General features: G+C 39.6%; 15 protein-coding genes. 6 read left to right on the forward strand and 9 right to left on the reverse strand.

Annotated features, from left to right (window positions below; all coding sequences use genetic code 11):
• Positions 1-13: 13 nt before the first annotated feature.
• Positions 14-2,413, forward strand: a complete 2,400-nt coding sequence (locus tag HCZ11_RS07200) for a GNAT family N-acetyltransferase (protein WP_167658043.1) — start codon at positions 14-16, stop codon at positions 2,411-2,413.
• Positions 2,388-3,089, forward strand: coding sequence for a (2Fe-2S)-binding protein (locus HCZ11_RS07205; protein ID WP_167658044.1), 702 nt, complete (start codon positions 2,388-2,390; stop codon positions 3,087-3,089). Before HCZ11_RS07200 ends, HCZ11_RS07205 begins: the two co-directional genes overlap by 26 nt.
• A gap of 24 nt (positions 3,090-3,113) precedes the next feature.
• Here HCZ11_RS07205 and HCZ11_RS07210 read toward each other — a convergent pair whose 3' ends face one another.
• Entirely contained in the window at positions 3,114-3,923 is an 810-nt protein-coding gene (locus HCZ11_RS07210) for a hypothetical protein (RefSeq protein ID WP_167658045.1), read from the reverse strand.
• Between the two features lie 97 nt (positions 3,924-4,020).
• Positions 4,021-4,470 (reverse strand): Lrp/AsnC family transcriptional regulator, encoded by a 450-nt coding sequence (locus tag HCZ11_RS07215; protein WP_167658046.1) that lies wholly within the window; start codon positions 4,468-4,470, stop codon positions 4,021-4,023.
• 99 nt (positions 4,471-4,569) lie between these two features.
• Here HCZ11_RS07215 and HCZ11_RS07220 point away from each other — a divergent pair, with 99 nt between their 5' ends.
• Entirely contained in the window at positions 4,570-5,160 is a 591-nt protein-coding gene (locus HCZ11_RS07220; protein WP_167658047.1) for a LysE family translocator, read from the forward strand.
• A gap of 59 nt (positions 5,161-5,219) precedes the next feature.
• Here HCZ11_RS07220 and HCZ11_RS07225 read toward each other — a convergent pair whose 3' ends face one another.
• The 5 genes from HCZ11_RS07225 to HCZ11_RS07240 all read right to left on the reverse strand — a co-directional run bounded on the left by HCZ11_RS07225 (position 5,220) and on the right by HCZ11_RS07240 (position 8,769).
• Positions 5,220-6,401, reverse strand: a complete 1,182-nt coding sequence (locus tag HCZ11_RS07225; protein WP_167658048.1) for a hypothetical protein — start codon at positions 6,399-6,401, stop codon at positions 5,220-5,222.
• A gap of 255 nt (positions 6,402-6,656) precedes the next feature.
• Positions 6,657-6,959, reverse strand: coding sequence for a hypothetical protein (locus HCZ11_RS19620; RefSeq protein ID WP_254869126.1), 303 nt, complete (start codon positions 6,957-6,959; stop codon positions 6,657-6,659).
• The gene (locus HCZ11_RS19625) at positions 6,866-7,258 is read right to left on the reverse strand and encodes a penicillin-insensitive murein endopeptidase (RefSeq protein ID WP_368484044.1); all 393 of its coding nucleotides are present in this window, start codon (positions 7,256-7,258) and stop codon (positions 6,866-6,868) included. Before HCZ11_RS19625 ends, HCZ11_RS19620 begins: the two co-directional genes overlap by 94 nt.
• Before the next feature lie 103 nt (positions 7,259-7,361).
• Positions 7,362-7,883, reverse strand: coding sequence for a cytochrome b (locus tag HCZ11_RS07235; protein WP_167658049.1), 522 nt, complete (start codon positions 7,881-7,883; stop codon positions 7,362-7,364).
• Positions 7,884-7,965: 82 nt separating this feature from the next.
• Positions 7,966-8,769, reverse strand: coding sequence for a LytTR family DNA-binding domain-containing protein (locus tag HCZ11_RS07240; protein ID WP_167658050.1), 804 nt, complete (start codon positions 8,767-8,769; stop codon positions 7,966-7,968).
• A 167-nt stretch (positions 8,770-8,936) separates the two neighbouring features.
• Between HCZ11_RS07240 and HCZ11_RS07245 the strand changes: the two genes are divergently transcribed.
• The 3 genes from HCZ11_RS07245 (at position 8,937) to dps (ending at position 11,198) form a co-directional block, all read left to right on the forward strand.
• The gene (locus tag HCZ11_RS07245) at positions 8,937-9,947 is read left to right on the forward strand and encodes a substrate-binding domain-containing protein (RefSeq protein ID WP_167658051.1); all 1,011 of its coding nucleotides are present in this window, start codon (positions 8,937-8,939) and stop codon (positions 9,945-9,947) included.
• 79 nt (positions 9,948-10,026) lie between these two features.
• Positions 10,027-10,446: an HPP family protein gene (locus HCZ11_RS07250; RefSeq protein WP_130050904.1), complete on the forward strand. Its 420-nt coding sequence runs from the start codon at positions 10,027-10,029 to the stop codon at positions 10,444-10,446.
• Between the two features lie 233 nt (positions 10,447-10,679).
• Complete coding sequence (dps, locus tag HCZ11_RS07255; protein ID WP_130050903.1) at positions 10,680-11,198, forward strand: DNA starvation/stationary phase protection protein Dps; 519 nt, start codon at positions 10,680-10,682, stop codon at positions 11,196-11,198.
• Positions 11,199-11,421: 223 nt separating this feature from the next.
• Here dps and corA read toward each other — a convergent pair whose 3' ends face one another.
• Both corA and HCZ11_RS07265 read right to left on the reverse strand, forming a co-directional pair.
• The gene (gene corA / locus HCZ11_RS07260) at positions 11,422-12,378 is read right to left on the reverse strand and encodes a magnesium/cobalt transporter CorA (RefSeq protein WP_130050902.1); all 957 of its coding nucleotides are present in this window, start codon (positions 12,376-12,378) and stop codon (positions 11,422-11,424) included.
• Positions 12,379-12,499: 121 nt separating this feature from the next.
• Positions 12,500-13,729 (reverse strand): serine hydrolase, encoded by a 1,230-nt coding sequence (locus tag HCZ11_RS07265; protein ID WP_167658052.1) that lies wholly within the window; start codon positions 13,727-13,729, stop codon positions 12,500-12,502.
• Positions 13,730-13,741: the final 12 nt, after the last annotated feature.

A 13,741-nucleotide genomic window follows, 5' to 3' on the forward strand; every position in this document is an offset into this window, starting at 1 on the left:
AGAGAACACGACTATGAAAAACATCATTGAAACTCATATCAAGCATGCTTTGCTTGGTGATGTAAAAATCAGAACATTAAGCCCTGAACACGATCTAACAACGATTACCCCTTGGCTTAAACATTCTCAAGCTCAGTTTTGGGGAGCAATGGAACATTCACCCGAAGAAATTTTAGAATTTTATACAACACTCAATAAAGATGAGGCTCAACAAGCCTATTTGCTTGAAATAAACCAAACACCGATTGCTTTAATTGAGATTTACAAACCACAAATACTAAAACTTGAGAACCACCTAGCGCTTAAAAATGGCGATTTAGGCATGCATATTTTACTCGCTCCAAAGCAGTTCTCTGTGGCGGGGTTTAGCCTTGCTGTTATGCAGTCGGTGTTAGAGTTTATCTTTAATACTCTCTCATGTGAGCGAGTGATTGTGGAGCCAGATATAGCCAATCATAAAATTCACCACCTTAACTTAAAGGCAGGTTTCAGCCATCATAAAGTTATAAATTTAGGTGAGAAAACCGCATTACTTGGTAGTTTAGAAAAAGATCACTTTAATTACTTACAGCACCTTTCGTCTCGCTTCGACACTTCACAGCAAGGTCCCGCAGTGCAACAAGCAACGCCATCTTGCAGTAGCTCACATCTAGACCAACAAGCGTGGCAATACGCAAACCGTTTACTGATTGCCAAAATGCTCAGTGAGTTTTATCACGAACGACTATTTAGCTACGACAGTGAAAAACCAAACCATTACGTGTTGCATACCATGGGTGGGCAAAGCTATCAGTTTAAAGGTGAATCAATGCTGCTTAATCACCTACAAGTAGATCCAAATAGCATTACTAAAATGGCGCTTAACCACAGCCAGCCATTAGACGCTATCGCGTTTGTACTTGAGTGTAATGACAAGTTAAACATAGACAAATCAATGCTTGGCACCTATCTCGAAGAACTCGCGAGCACACTCAGTGGATTTGCATTTAAGTTTAAAAATAATCGCTATAACGCTCAGCAATTAGCAGACGCAGATTTTCAGCTGATCGAAACCCAAATGACCATGGGTCACCCAAGCTTTATTGCCAACAATGGCCGCATTGGTTTTAACTCACAAGATTTTCACCAATATACCCCAGAAGCCGCAAACCCATTTCAAATAATATGGCTTGCGTGCCACAAACAGCATACCACCTTTAAAAGTACCGATGATTATAAATACGAGAGCTTGATAGCCGATGAGCTTGATGTAGCTGAGCGTTTGCGCTTTGAAAAAGCACTAACTGAGCAAGGTTTAAAGCCAAGTGACTATCTGTTATTTCCTATGCACCCATGGCAGTGGTTCAACAAATTAGTCCATGTTTATAGCTATCATATCTCGCAAAAACACATTGTGTGCTTAGGCTACTCGCAAGATAGTTATTTACCGCAGCAATCAATTCGTACCCTATATAACATCAGCAAACCACACAAATGCTATGTTAAAACCGCCTTATCGATTTTAAATATGGGCTTTATGCGGGGCTTATCGAGCGCCTATATGAAAGTAACTCCGGCAATAAATCAATGGTTGTTCGACTTAGTAAACCAAGATAGCTATTTAAAATCACTGAAGTTTCAACCTTTAAGAGAAGTCGCAACCCTTGGCTTTGATGAGCAGTATTACACTCATCCTGAGCTTGGCGATAACCCTTATAAGAAAATGATGGCGGCTCTTTGGCGTGAAAATCCCGCTCAATACATGGACGAGAATGAAAGCCTTGCCACTATGGCAAGTCTGCTTCATATCGATAGCGAAGGCCGATCATTTGTGAGTGCTAAAATTGCCAAATCGGGGCTAAGTGCTGAGCAGTGGCTAGCCCACTACTTACAGGCTTATATGACACCATTGCTACATTGTTTTTATCAGTATGATTTAGTCTTTATGCCACATGGTGAAAACCTCATAGTTCGATTTAACAATCATGTTCCGGTAGGCGTATTCATTAAAGACATTGGTGAAGAAATTGCCTTATTAAATAGTAACATTGAGCTGAATGATGAAATAAAGCGGATTAAGGTAACCATTCCAGAAGGCGTTGCCGTGTTGTCTATTTTTACTGACATTTTCGATTGCTTCTTCCGCTACCTTTCGGCAATTTTAGTAACTGATGGCCTACTGACCGAACAACAATTTTGGCAAGCCGTCGCCGATACAATTGTTCAGTATCAGGCGAATCATCCTTCACTCAAAGACAAGTTTGCTGAGCATGATTTATTTGCTGAGTCATTCCCATTGTCTTGCTTAAACCGCTTACAGCTGCGTAACAATCAACAAATGGTTGATATTACCGACCCAGCTTCAAGCTTGCAGTATGCAGGTGATTTGCAAAACCCTTTGGCGCAATATGCACTTACAAACACAACAGCATAATAATCTTGAGTTAGCCTTACGTCAGCAGTGCTCACTGCTGACGTTCTTAACTCCAACAAACGATGAACAATGGTTTAGCAGTCAATGTTTAACTAGCAAGCAATTAACCTATTTGGCTAACGCTATAAAATTAAGAGGAGCAAATGTTACTGAGGGATATGTCGCAATCAATCTCTACTTACAACTGAACTGGCAAGTTATTTACTTATTAGTAGCCTGTGTAGAGCACCTTGGTTGCATTCCTGATCTGGTCAATATTAAGCAGCGGATAACGGGCTCACATATTTATGGTTTGGCTAATTTAAATATCATGGCTCAACAAGACCCTTTTAATAATGCAGATTTGATTGAACTGGCAGCCAATCACTTAATTGACCACCAGCAAGCTTGGTATAATAACGTGCCATTGCAGTACAGGCTAAATGAAGGATTATTAAAACGTTTACAAAGTGATACTTTCCACGCAGCATTAATAGCTTGCTGGCCAGACAAATCGATAAAATTTATAGCAAAGCGTTTTCAAACTTGGCAAAAGCTATGTGGTAAACATCGCTTTAGTGATCAAAACAATAAGCTAACATTTATGCGTAAAACCTGCTGCTTACACTACCAACTTGTAGCCGCAGATTATTGCGCTAACTGCCCGTTAAACAAAAAAGGCACTAGCCATTGCTAATGCCTTTTTCTCGAACAGCCGAACCTAGAACCTAAATTCAAAGTTTACATTTGCTGCAGTCTCACTTTCACTACGATCAAACCAATTCATCGATTTATAGACCGCCTCACCTGTAATGGCGAACCAATGTGTGAATGCATACTCAAGAGCAATGCTGACACCGGCATTGTGGCCGTCGTAATCAGCGCTAAAATCAAGGCATTGCTCTGGCGTATCACTACATGCTCGAGTTAACATAGCCCCTTCTTCGCTGGCAAGATAATACATCTGCGTATAATCAACATCGATAGAGCCTTTTTGATAAAAGACACTGCCATATAACAAGGCTTTTGAACTTAAACGGTAACCTGAAATAAGTGCAATATCATAAGTATCGTGCGACAAATCCCAATCATAGGTATCGTCATCATAATTACCCGCTAATAGTGGACCATACCCCGCATCTTTACTGCGAATATAGCCAAGGCTAACCGCCATAGAGAGGTTTTTCTCGGCGGCAGACTCTAAAGGGCTGCCATAAAACTGATGCTTAATAGCGTATTTTTCATAATCATGATCGCCGCCAATACCTGCACCTAGGCTAAGCTCCGTCGAATAACCTAAGGTCATACTCATCGAAGTAGTTAACGCGGTACTCGTTGATGTGCTCTCACTGGTATCTTTAGCAATAATCTTGCTTGTATCAGAACCAACGGTTGCACGAAAATGAAAGGGGTCACTGTTGATCTCGGGGCTCTCAAAGCGGGCCATCGATACACCTGTTTCGGTTGTAGATTGACAGCCAGCTAATAAACCTAAAGCTATAAACGCCAAAAGAGGCTTTAACGTTTTCACTTAATTTCCTTATAAATTATTATTTTAACGCGAAGATTCTAGTCTAAGGCCTGGTAGCTCGCAATAAATTAATAACAAAAAAGGTACAAACTCTATATTAAGCGCGTTCATCCTTGGGTGATTCCATCACGACATGAGTTGTAATGGTTCTTACTTGTGGGATAGAGCCAAGTACATCAGCATGAAACGCTTTATAGGACTTAAGATCTGCTGTTTCAATTCTCAGCAAATATTCAAACGAGCCAGTTACATTGTGGCACTCTTTTACTTCATCAATAAACTCAAGAGCTTGTTCGAATGCTCGCTGAGATATTGTTGAGTGCTCATTTAAACCAACCCCAACATAAGCGATAAATCCTAGGCCAACGGCCTGATTATTAATAACCGCTCGATACCCCGCAATAACCCCAAGCTTTTCTAATTCTTGCACTCTACGAAGGCATGCTGATGGCGATAAACCCACTTTTTCTGCCAGCTCTGCATTGGCAATTCGGCCATTGCGCTTAAGCTCGCGCAATATTCTATCGTTAATTTTGTCTTTTTTCATTCTTGATTGTGAATTTCAAATATCAATAACAACATTAAGCGCAATAATTGTGCATATTACAACTTATAATTGCATCATAATTTAAATGGAGAAATAGTAATGAGTTTTGAAATTTTAACAGCCTTGGCATTATTTGCGTTGGTGTCATCAATTACCCCAGGACCGAATAACTTAATGTTGATGAGCTCAGGTGCTAACTTTGGCTTTAAAAGAACCATGCCACACTTACTTGGCGTGAAGTTTGGCTTTATGTTTATGCTGGTTTTGGTGGGCCTTGGCATCATGCAGCTATTTGATTTGTTTCCACCAAGCTATTTGATATTAAAAGTATTTTGCATTGCTTACTTACTCTATCTGGCGTTTAAAATTGCCACAAGTAATGCACAACAAAAAGCCAGTAGTGAAAGTAAGCCACTTACTTTTATTCAGGCTGCACTATTTCAATGGGTGAACCCAAAAGCGTGGGCAATGGCGTTAAGCGCGGTTAGTTTGTATGCCCCAGACAAAAACCTCACCTCAGTGTTAATCGTAAGCCTCGTATTTGGCTTAATTAACCTGCCATGTGTCAGCTCGTGGACTTTACTTGGCGAAAAGCTGCAACACTGGCTTGCCAGCCCAAAGCGCTTAAAAGCATTTAACTACCTAATGGCAATACTATTAATTGCTTCAGTGATGTTTAGTTTGTTTTAAGTGATTATTATGATTGAAATACCAATTCACTTGATTAAGTGAATTGGCTTGGATCTAAACTACATAAATTCAAACTGTTCAACAGTTGCGAGCTTTAATTTGTCTATGTCTTTTTTGGCCGCTTTACAATGACGACGTAACTTTGAAGGAACATCTTTATCTGCAACAAGGCTTTTTAGCATAGCTTGGTAACGCATCGTTTGTGCATTGGCAATAATTTTACAATAGTACGCGACACCATCTAACATACGCCCATCGACAGTATATTTATTTTGCCAGAGTTTATTCGCTAATGCGTCTAGGTATTGCTCTTTGTAAACACCGATATTATAAAATTTCTTACCAAGGATTTGAGTTTCGGTACCATCAGCTTGGTTCACTACATCAACAAACTGGTAATGCTCTTGGCTATTAACATTATAAGTTAACTTTGAGTAAAACTGCCCATCAGCAGGTGACTTAACCATTTGAACACTACCAAGATCTGTGAAATGAAATATTTGTATTTCAGGCTTGTTATTAAAAAAGCCTTTTTCAATATAACGAATATGATCAGGCTCACCTAACTTCTTAATTATAGCTTCCGCGCTTAGCCCCTGTTCAAGAAAAAACAATGGGTTATCAAATGACTCTGTTGTGATAGCAACCTGCTTTTTAATAGTCGCTTGCGTTTTTGGCGGCTCGGGAAGTACAACTTTACCCTTAACTAATTTGGCGATTATAGCTGCATTCTTATCAGGATCACCTTTTAAAACCACAGCATCAGATACTTGCTCACCAGCGCTATTTACAAGCCAAACAGAAGAAAAGTCACTACTCAAATACCCCTTTACTAGATAGCTTTGCCCTGCTTCTGGAATAAAAGATACATCACCTGTAACAATGTAATTCGTTCCTGAATTAAACATATAGTTAATAGGTGCGGCATGATGGACCTGCGCTACTAGTGTTAGTGTCATTTCCTCTGCAGGTACTTTTCGACTAAACCCAACAGGTGACAGAACCATACCTTGCCCATAAGTTGCTTGGTTTGTTGCCCTAATAGCATTATTGACATCTTTACCATTCACTTTACTCAAGTAAAAGAACCGTCCTGTACTAGTTGCCATGGTTCTGAAGGTGTCATCTATAGTTGCAGTTTCGCCCTGATATCCTTGAGGAACAGGGTTATAAGTTGTCATACAAGCAGCTAAAGTTGATACAAAGAATAAAATAGCAAAGATTTGTATTAATTTTTTCATATTTTTAAATTCTATATTTAATAGTTAATTCTAAATTAAAATGCTTAAGCTATGTGCACAGTGAGGCTTTAAGCATGTTAAATATAAACGGAGGCATGATTCTATTTTTTCTTAAAGAAAACGTGGGGGACTTACTTAAAAGTGGCACAAGTAGAAACATCCATGTTTTGCGCAACGTACTTTATCAGCTATCAGTTGCTTGTTCACTAAAACCGTATAATCTAATAAACAAATCTAACCGTAATGAATTGAAGACTATTTTTCACACGGTACTAAAAAATCAACGTGGTAATGCTCATCATGTCGCACCCAAGATGGTTTAGTAGAAAACTGAATATGCTCTAGTAAATAGTTAGCATATTTGGTTTTATAAAGCCCAGCTTGCAGGGTTGGGTCAAAGATCACGCGCCAAAGATCGTAACCTTTTGCTGTTGCCGATGTATGCAGCTCAAAAATATGAGCTGCTAAAGCGGTGTAATCAATCTTGAACTGTTCAAACTGGGCTTGTTCATAAAATTCAATGTCGTAGCCAAAACGATTGAAAACGAGAGTTGGCAAATGAACTGATTGCCCTTTTCGTCAACAACAGGTGTCATAAAATCAACCGACAAGCCATTTTGATGGGTTTTATGCGGGCTAAATTTCCCGCCATTTACTAAGCCCGTTTCAGCATATTTGTATCGTTTATCTGGATGGGATTTCTGGAGCGCTTGGTAGGCATCAACAATGGTGTTTTTTACCTGCGAATGAACATACCTACGCCCTGCCAGCTCAGCCACTTTGCTGTAGCTGGTAAAGTTATCACCCTTGCTGGGTAGCTTTACTGCATTACGTACATAGCCATTGGCAGTAACCACATAAACTGTTAGCCATAGCCGACTGAGAGCTAATTAATAAGACTACAACTAAACACGTTTATGCGGCAAAAAATAATTGTCGAAACCAAATTAAAATAAACGCTTAAAGCATACTCTTTAAGGTCGCGTCTTTATCTATGAAATGATGCTTAAGCGCCGCTAAAATATGGATTGAAAGGGCCGCTGATAACAAATAGCCAGATAAAATATGAATTTGCCAGCCAAAATCGCTTAACCAAGCATTAAACGCAACGGCCTGACCCGTTTCATTGTAATTACTAGCAATTAATTGCCACGAAAAAACAGCAATACCAAAACCGCCAAAACCACTATAAAAAGCACCTGACAGTAACATTACAGCTAGCAAGATTAGCAAGCCCCAATGATAAAAATGAAGCCACTTAGTTAAGCTCGTTTGTATGGCAGATTGAAACGGCTGATAGAGCCTATAAACTATCCTTAATAACCAGATGATAGCAATGATCACCGCGATTGATTTATGCCAATGATACAAGCTGTAATCAGTCACCCAGGTCATGTAGTAACCCAACACAAGTACGCTCAGAATTAATATCGCACTTAGCCAGTGCAAAATCTTATGTGTTTTCTGTGTCTTTTTTGTCATGAACTTTATCCTTAAAAACTATATTCATGACTTAATAGTAAAGATTAAGCTTTTGTTTTAAATAAGATTGTGACGAAAGCCATCATTCTGTGACGAATGCACTCGACTCACTTAATACATTTGCTAGAGCAGGCTTAAAAGTTTTGCTAACAGGAATGCTAAACCCTAGTTTCATCTGTAAAGTTGCATTTGCTTTATGAAGATTAAAATCTTCAATGTGGGCTAAGTTTACAAGGTAGCTGCGATGCACTTGCTTGAATTCATAGCAAGGCAAGTGAGCTTGGCTGTTTTTGATGGTATCTCTTTTTAAAAAGCATTCAGATAATGTTTGTATTTCGACATAGTTGCCTGCAGCTTTAATAAATAATATTGATTCTGGAGAAAGTCTCTTAACAACCCCTTTGTGGTTTATTTCAATATACTTAGGTGGACCTTTCTCTGGCTTATCTTGCTTCGCTTGTGGCAAAAACGACATGCTGCATAATCGCCACAACGCCAAAACTAAGCAACACGCTATTAAGTACTTTGGTAAAAGCTGGATAAATGACGCTGCAATTGCATAACCATAAAAAGAGTAATCAATAAAAATACGTAAGATCACCAATGAACAAATAGCAACTGTGCACGCGATAATAAAAACAAATACGTTATTACGGACTCTGCCTTTTAAATCAACAAAAGCCACCAATGCAATATTTAAAGCACATAAAGCCCCCCACTCTTTGAACCAAAAAACCTGTGAGTCCATAAACTGATATTGGCCTCCTGCAGTTAAATGGCGCCAAAAAAAGCAGTATGCATTAAATAAAATAAAAAAAGCCCCCCATAAAAAAGCCGCTTTTTGCCAAAGTTTTGTTAATTGCTGCCAGTATTTATAAATAATCATAGCCACTCCATTTGAATCATAAAAGATAGCAAAAATAAGTACTTCCTTATAAAGGCTTTTTAATTATATGTTAAAGCTTGTTAGTTCATACAATAGCTCTCTGGTAAATTCTAGCTAGGCCACTATAATTAGTTCGAGCTTATAATAAAATTGCAATATGTAGTGCTATGTCTTTAAAAGTATTATTAAATTTTAAATTAAACTGGGTGTTTTTGTGCGCCTGTTTTTGGCTTTTTGCTCTGCCAATTCAGGCCAAATATGTGGTGGCTGTTGTGGGTAAAACCAAGAACGATAGCTTTTATCAGCAAGCCTTTCGTGGTTGTGAGCAATTTGCAAAACAACATCTCGATTTTGAATGTATTTACGACGGCCCTAAAGACTTTCAAGATATTCGCACCCAAGTGTTAGTGATCACCGACCTCATTCGTAGAAACAATATTAGTGGTTTATTAATCGCAACCACAGACTCTAATTATCTTGTTGCAAGAGCTCTTAAACAGCTTAAAGATAACAACATTCCTGTAATTACCTTTGACTCTGATCTGCTCGAAGAAGATCAGCAATATCGTTTAGCCTATGTAGGTACTAATAATTTTGATTATGGTGTTGCGTTAGGCAACGAATTAAAAAAATTTACTAACAAAACAACCAACCAAGTGTGTATTCAGTCAGGGCATTCAACGACACCTAATTTAAACAAGCGTATTGAAGGTGTGCGCTATGCATTATCAGGGCAAAAAGATAAACGTTTAAGTGGTGAAAATGGCTGGAGTGAGTTTGATCGCTGCCCTTTGTATAGCTTAGGCAAGCGAGAGGTATCCCTCGGCCAGCTCGACAAACTTCTTAACCTCGAAAATCCACCACTATTTTTAGCTGTAGCAGGTTTTGCCCAATTTAACCCTAACTATGCAAACGTAATTGCTAAACATAAACAGCGCATTGCCAATAAAGACGTGGTGATTGTTTCTGCCGATACAGAGCAAATGCAATTAGACGTATTACAGCAAGGATTATCATCGGCTAACATTGGTCAAAACCCATTTGAAATGGGCCGTCTGTCTGCTGAATTGATGTATCAGTACCTAACTAAAGGTGAGCGACCCGCTAAGTCTCACTATTATTTAGACTTTCACTATTGCCAGCAAAGTAATGCTGGTACTTGCACCGTTAATCACTAAAACTTTGATCTCACTAAAGTGCAATTAACTAGATAAGGACTAGACTTACAACAACTTGATTAATTGAAAGGATTTAGCAATGACACACCTAGTTAGTGATTTGATGACGCCAGACCCGTTTGCTATTAGTGCACAAAATACACTGCATGACGCTCATAACCTAATGAAAGAGAAGAATGTCCGTCATATCCCAGTGATCAATGAGCACGGTGGTTTAGTTGGCATGTTAACGCAAAAAATCATGATTGCTCAGGTAATGAATATCATGGCTAATTACAGCGCCAGCGCCCTTGAACGCAAAGAAAAACAAACCAAAGTAGTTGATATCATGGCTACCGATTTTACCAGTATCTCGCCAGAGCAACCGTTGCATGACGTCGCTAAGTTCTTTGTCGAAAATCGCCACGGCTGCATGCCTGTAGTTGATAAAGATAACAACTTAGTGGGAATTCTAACCTCATCTGACTTTGTTCGCTTAGCAGCAGCATTACTCTCTTAAGCCGTTAAATTTAAACTTATATCTGCACACTGAATTTTTTACATTCGGTGTGCAGAGTTTTCATACTCCACCTTAGCCATAGCTACTGCAACAAAACACAAAAAAAATCTAACCAAATAAATTCAACAACTTAACCACAAATCTCTTTTAGGCATAACGTTTGCTTCTATCTAACTAAACATGCTTTTAAAACTAAAAGCGAAAGGAAATTAATAGATAATCTCGGAGGAGTAATGAGTAATTCATCATCAAAAGTCGCAGAATTTACAGCACCGGGTGTTAAAGACCAAGCTGCAGCAGACACAATTGCTATTTTAGACCAGCGTATGGTCGCTTTAATCGATTTACACCTCACTTTAAAACACATTCACTGGAATGTTGTTGGACCTAATTTTATTGGTGTACACGAAATGCTCGACCCGCAAGTAAGCGCAGTCCAAGAGATGACTGATACGATTGCAGAGCGTATTGCAACTATGGGTGGCGTACCTGTTGGCACACCACAATCAATTGTAGATCGCCGTACATGGGAAGACTATTCAATTGGTAAAGGTTTAGTGACTGACCATCTATCTTCACTTGATAAAGTGTACAACGGCGTCAATAAAGACCACCGTGCAGCTATCGAAAAGCTTGGTGAGCTAGACCCAGTTTCTGAAGATATGATCACCGGCCAACTGGCCGATTTAGAACAATTCCAATGGTTTGTTCGTGCGCATATTGAATCGTCTACCGGCGAATTGAAAGGCTAAACCCCCTAGGTCTATCCGAAGACCCCTTGCCCAGCATTTGCTGGGCTTTTTTATGCTTTGTTATACCAACCCGCTTAATTAAGTAGTCTATTTTGAGGCAATAAAACCTCGTTGATAACAAGGCAAAAATTTCGTTATTTAGTTGTTCTAAATGAGAAATTTTTAACGCAGTTAGCGACAGGTTTAATCCCTCAAAATGATTAAGTATTATTGCGGGTTGGTATTACAACCAACCTTTATGTTTAAAGAACAAGTAAGGTGCAAAGCCAGACAGCAACATAATGCCAATTGCAAACGGGTAACCCCATGCCCATTGCAGTTCTGGCATGCTGTTAAAATTCATCCCATAGATACTGGCGACGACGGTCGGCGGTAGAAACACCACAGAGGCAATTGAGAAGGTTTTGATAATTTGGTTTTGTTCGATGTTTATAAAACCCTGAGTCGAGTCCATTAAAAAGTTCACTTTATCAAACAAGAAGGTACAGTGAGACATAAGGGTATCAATATCGAGCACAATTTCACGCAGTGATTCGCGGTCTTCTGTTGGTGCTCCTAAGTAGCGCAGTAAAAACGAGATATTCCGACGCGTATCCATCAAACATAAACGCACCTTGCCGTTGTTATCTTCAAGACGAGAGATTCGGCTGACGGCTTCTTCTAAATCTGAGTCGTCTTCTTCAAGTACATAAGCACTGAGTTTTTCTAATTGATGGTGCATGTCTTCAAGCATATCTGCGTGGTTTTCGACTTTTTGGTCAAACAAAGTTACTAAAAGTTGCTTGGGATTATCACACGCCACTTGCCCTTTTCGAGCACGAAGTCGTAATAAACGGAAATCGGCTAATTCATCATCACGGATTGTCAGCAAACAGTTGTCTTGTAACAAACAAGCCACTGTCACCGTATTAAAGCGCCCTTCATTTGGTGACATAAAAAGCGCATGCACATGCAAGCCTTCATGGTCGATAAAACACCGGGAAGACGCCTCGATTTCTTCAACATCATCAGCACCGGGTAAGGTAATATTGAGGGTGCCTGCCAGTGCTTGTCGTTCTTCTTCTGTTGGATTTATGGTATCAATCCAGTGGGCATTTTTAATAGAAGTGACAAGAGGCGTATCAGCAGCTGGTTCGGTTTCTGTAATTACACCTTGGTCTATAGAAAAAAATCGTAACATGCGCCCTATCCTGATAAATCAATTTAAAGCAAATACTATAGCTGTTCACGTTAATGAACAATGACAATGCTACTAATTCCCGGGTAAAGCAGAAAAATAATTTAAACTTAACATCAATTACTTATTTCGCTTTTTTGAAACGCACAATAATCATACCTATCAAGATGATACCAAGGCCTATTAAGCAAGGTACAAAAGCGCTTTGCAGGGCAATATCAAAGGCTAAAAAGTCAGGGGAACCCGTTTGCCAAAGCGTCCATTCATAACCAAGTTTTGATGCAATATGTTCACCGCCGCTGCTAAGTACGATGATTGCATCATTGTTATCGGGGTTAATGCGAAGCGTGCTATTTATTGCCGGCTCATTTGCACCATCGTGGCCAAACACAAAATCTCCCGACGCTGTTGGTGCGTAAAGCATGGTACCAAGCCCCCAGATTGGTGCTCCTAAGCTAAATCCTAATGGCTCTCGCATGGTGGTGATCATTTGCGGGCTTAACTGCCCTGTTTGAGGTGATGTTAATGCTTGCACTAAAGCGATTAAGTCATGGCTACTTGCAAATAAACCTGTGGCCGCTGCCGATGCGTATTGAAAGTGCTGGGAAGCTTGCCCACTTTTATCGTACGCAGGTGCTATGTTGTCTAACTCAGTTAGTACATCATAACTGGCATCAGTCATGTTGACTGGCTTAAAGACATTATCATTCATCCAAGTTGCAAAGCGTTGATTCGTCTTTTCTTCTACCAGTAGCTCTAGCATCAGATAGCCGCCACCAGAGTATTGAAAATCGCCCGGTGGTTTCGTGGCTTTAATTTCTCGCACACCCGTTGATGAAAGCGGGTTATCAAGCGACTCAAGTAAACTTGGTACCGTTTCACTTAGAGGAATATCAGCAAACCCCAAACCATCACTAAGCCCAGCAGTATGAGATAACAGATGAGCAAGGCTGACCTTTTGATTATCAAACTCTGAATCAGGTAATTGCCAAACTGTTAGTTGTTCATGTATTGCTTTAGCTAGGTCAACTTTCTGCTGCTCTGCCAAAATCATCACGCCATAAGCAGTAATAAACTTGCTAAGTGATGCCACAGGGAACAACGTATTTGCGGTTATTTCATCTTTGCTTTTCGAGTAATCTTGAAAAATCACTTCGCCACTTTCAATCAAAACATAAGCTATGTTCGCTTGGTTTTCAGAAATCAACGCCTTGCTGTTGGCAATAAATTGCTCAGTGTTACCAGTCTCAGCAATTGGCTTTAAAAACCAACCACTGACACCACCATACAAACAGGTCGCAGCCCAAGCAGATGAAAAAAATAGCGTTAACAAAATCGTTTTAAACCAGTTCATACCCTACTCCTT

Origin of the sequence: Pseudoalteromonas sp. HF66, assembly GCF_011806445.1 — a bacterium.
GTDB lineage: Bacteria > Pseudomonadota > Gammaproteobacteria > Enterobacterales > Alteromonadaceae > Pseudoalteromonas > Pseudoalteromonas apostichopi.

Bases quoted from the DNA above. Each gene is read 5' to 3' on its own strand.
- HCZ11_RS07200 (WP_167658043.1), top strand. From the start codon at position 14: ATGAAAAACATCATTGAAACTCATATCAAGCATGCTTTGCTTGGTGAT.
- HCZ11_RS07205 (WP_167658044.1), top strand. From the start codon at position 2,388: ATGCACTTACAAACACAACAGCATAATAATCTTGAGTTAGCCTTACGT.
- HCZ11_RS07215 (WP_167658046.1), bottom strand. From the start codon at position 4,470: ATGAAAAAAGACAAAATTAACGATAGAATATTGCGCGAGCTTAAGCGC.
- HCZ11_RS07220 (WP_167658047.1), top strand. From the start codon at position 4,570: ATGAGTTTTGAAATTTTAACAGCCTTGGCATTATTTGCGTTGGTGTCA.
- HCZ11_RS07225 (WP_167658048.1), bottom strand. From the start codon at position 6,401: ATGAAAAAATTAATACAAATCTTTGCTATTTTATTCTTTGTATCAACT.
- HCZ11_RS07235 (WP_167658049.1), bottom strand. From the start codon at position 7,883: ATGACAAAAAAGACACAGAAAACACATAAGATTTTGCACTGGCTAAGT.
- HCZ11_RS07240 (WP_167658050.1), bottom strand. From the start codon at position 8,769: ATGATTATTTATAAATACTGGCAGCAATTAACAAAACTTTGGCAAAAA.
- HCZ11_RS07245 (WP_167658051.1), top strand. From the start codon at position 8,937: ATGTCTTTAAAAGTATTATTAAATTTTAAATTAAACTGGGTGTTTTTG.
- HCZ11_RS07250 (WP_130050904.1), top strand. From the start codon at position 10,027: ATGACACACCTAGTTAGTGATTTGATGACGCCAGACCCGTTTGCTATT.
- dps (WP_130050903.1), top strand. From the start codon at position 10,680: ATGAGTAATTCATCATCAAAAGTCGCAGAATTTACAGCACCGGGTGTT.
- corA (WP_130050902.1), bottom strand. From the start codon at position 12,378: ATGTTACGATTTTTTTCTATAGACCAAGGTGTAATTACAGAAACCGAA.
- HCZ11_RS07265 (WP_167658052.1), bottom strand. From the start codon at position 13,729: ATGAACTGGTTTAAAACGATTTTGTTAACGCTATTTTTTTCATCTGCT.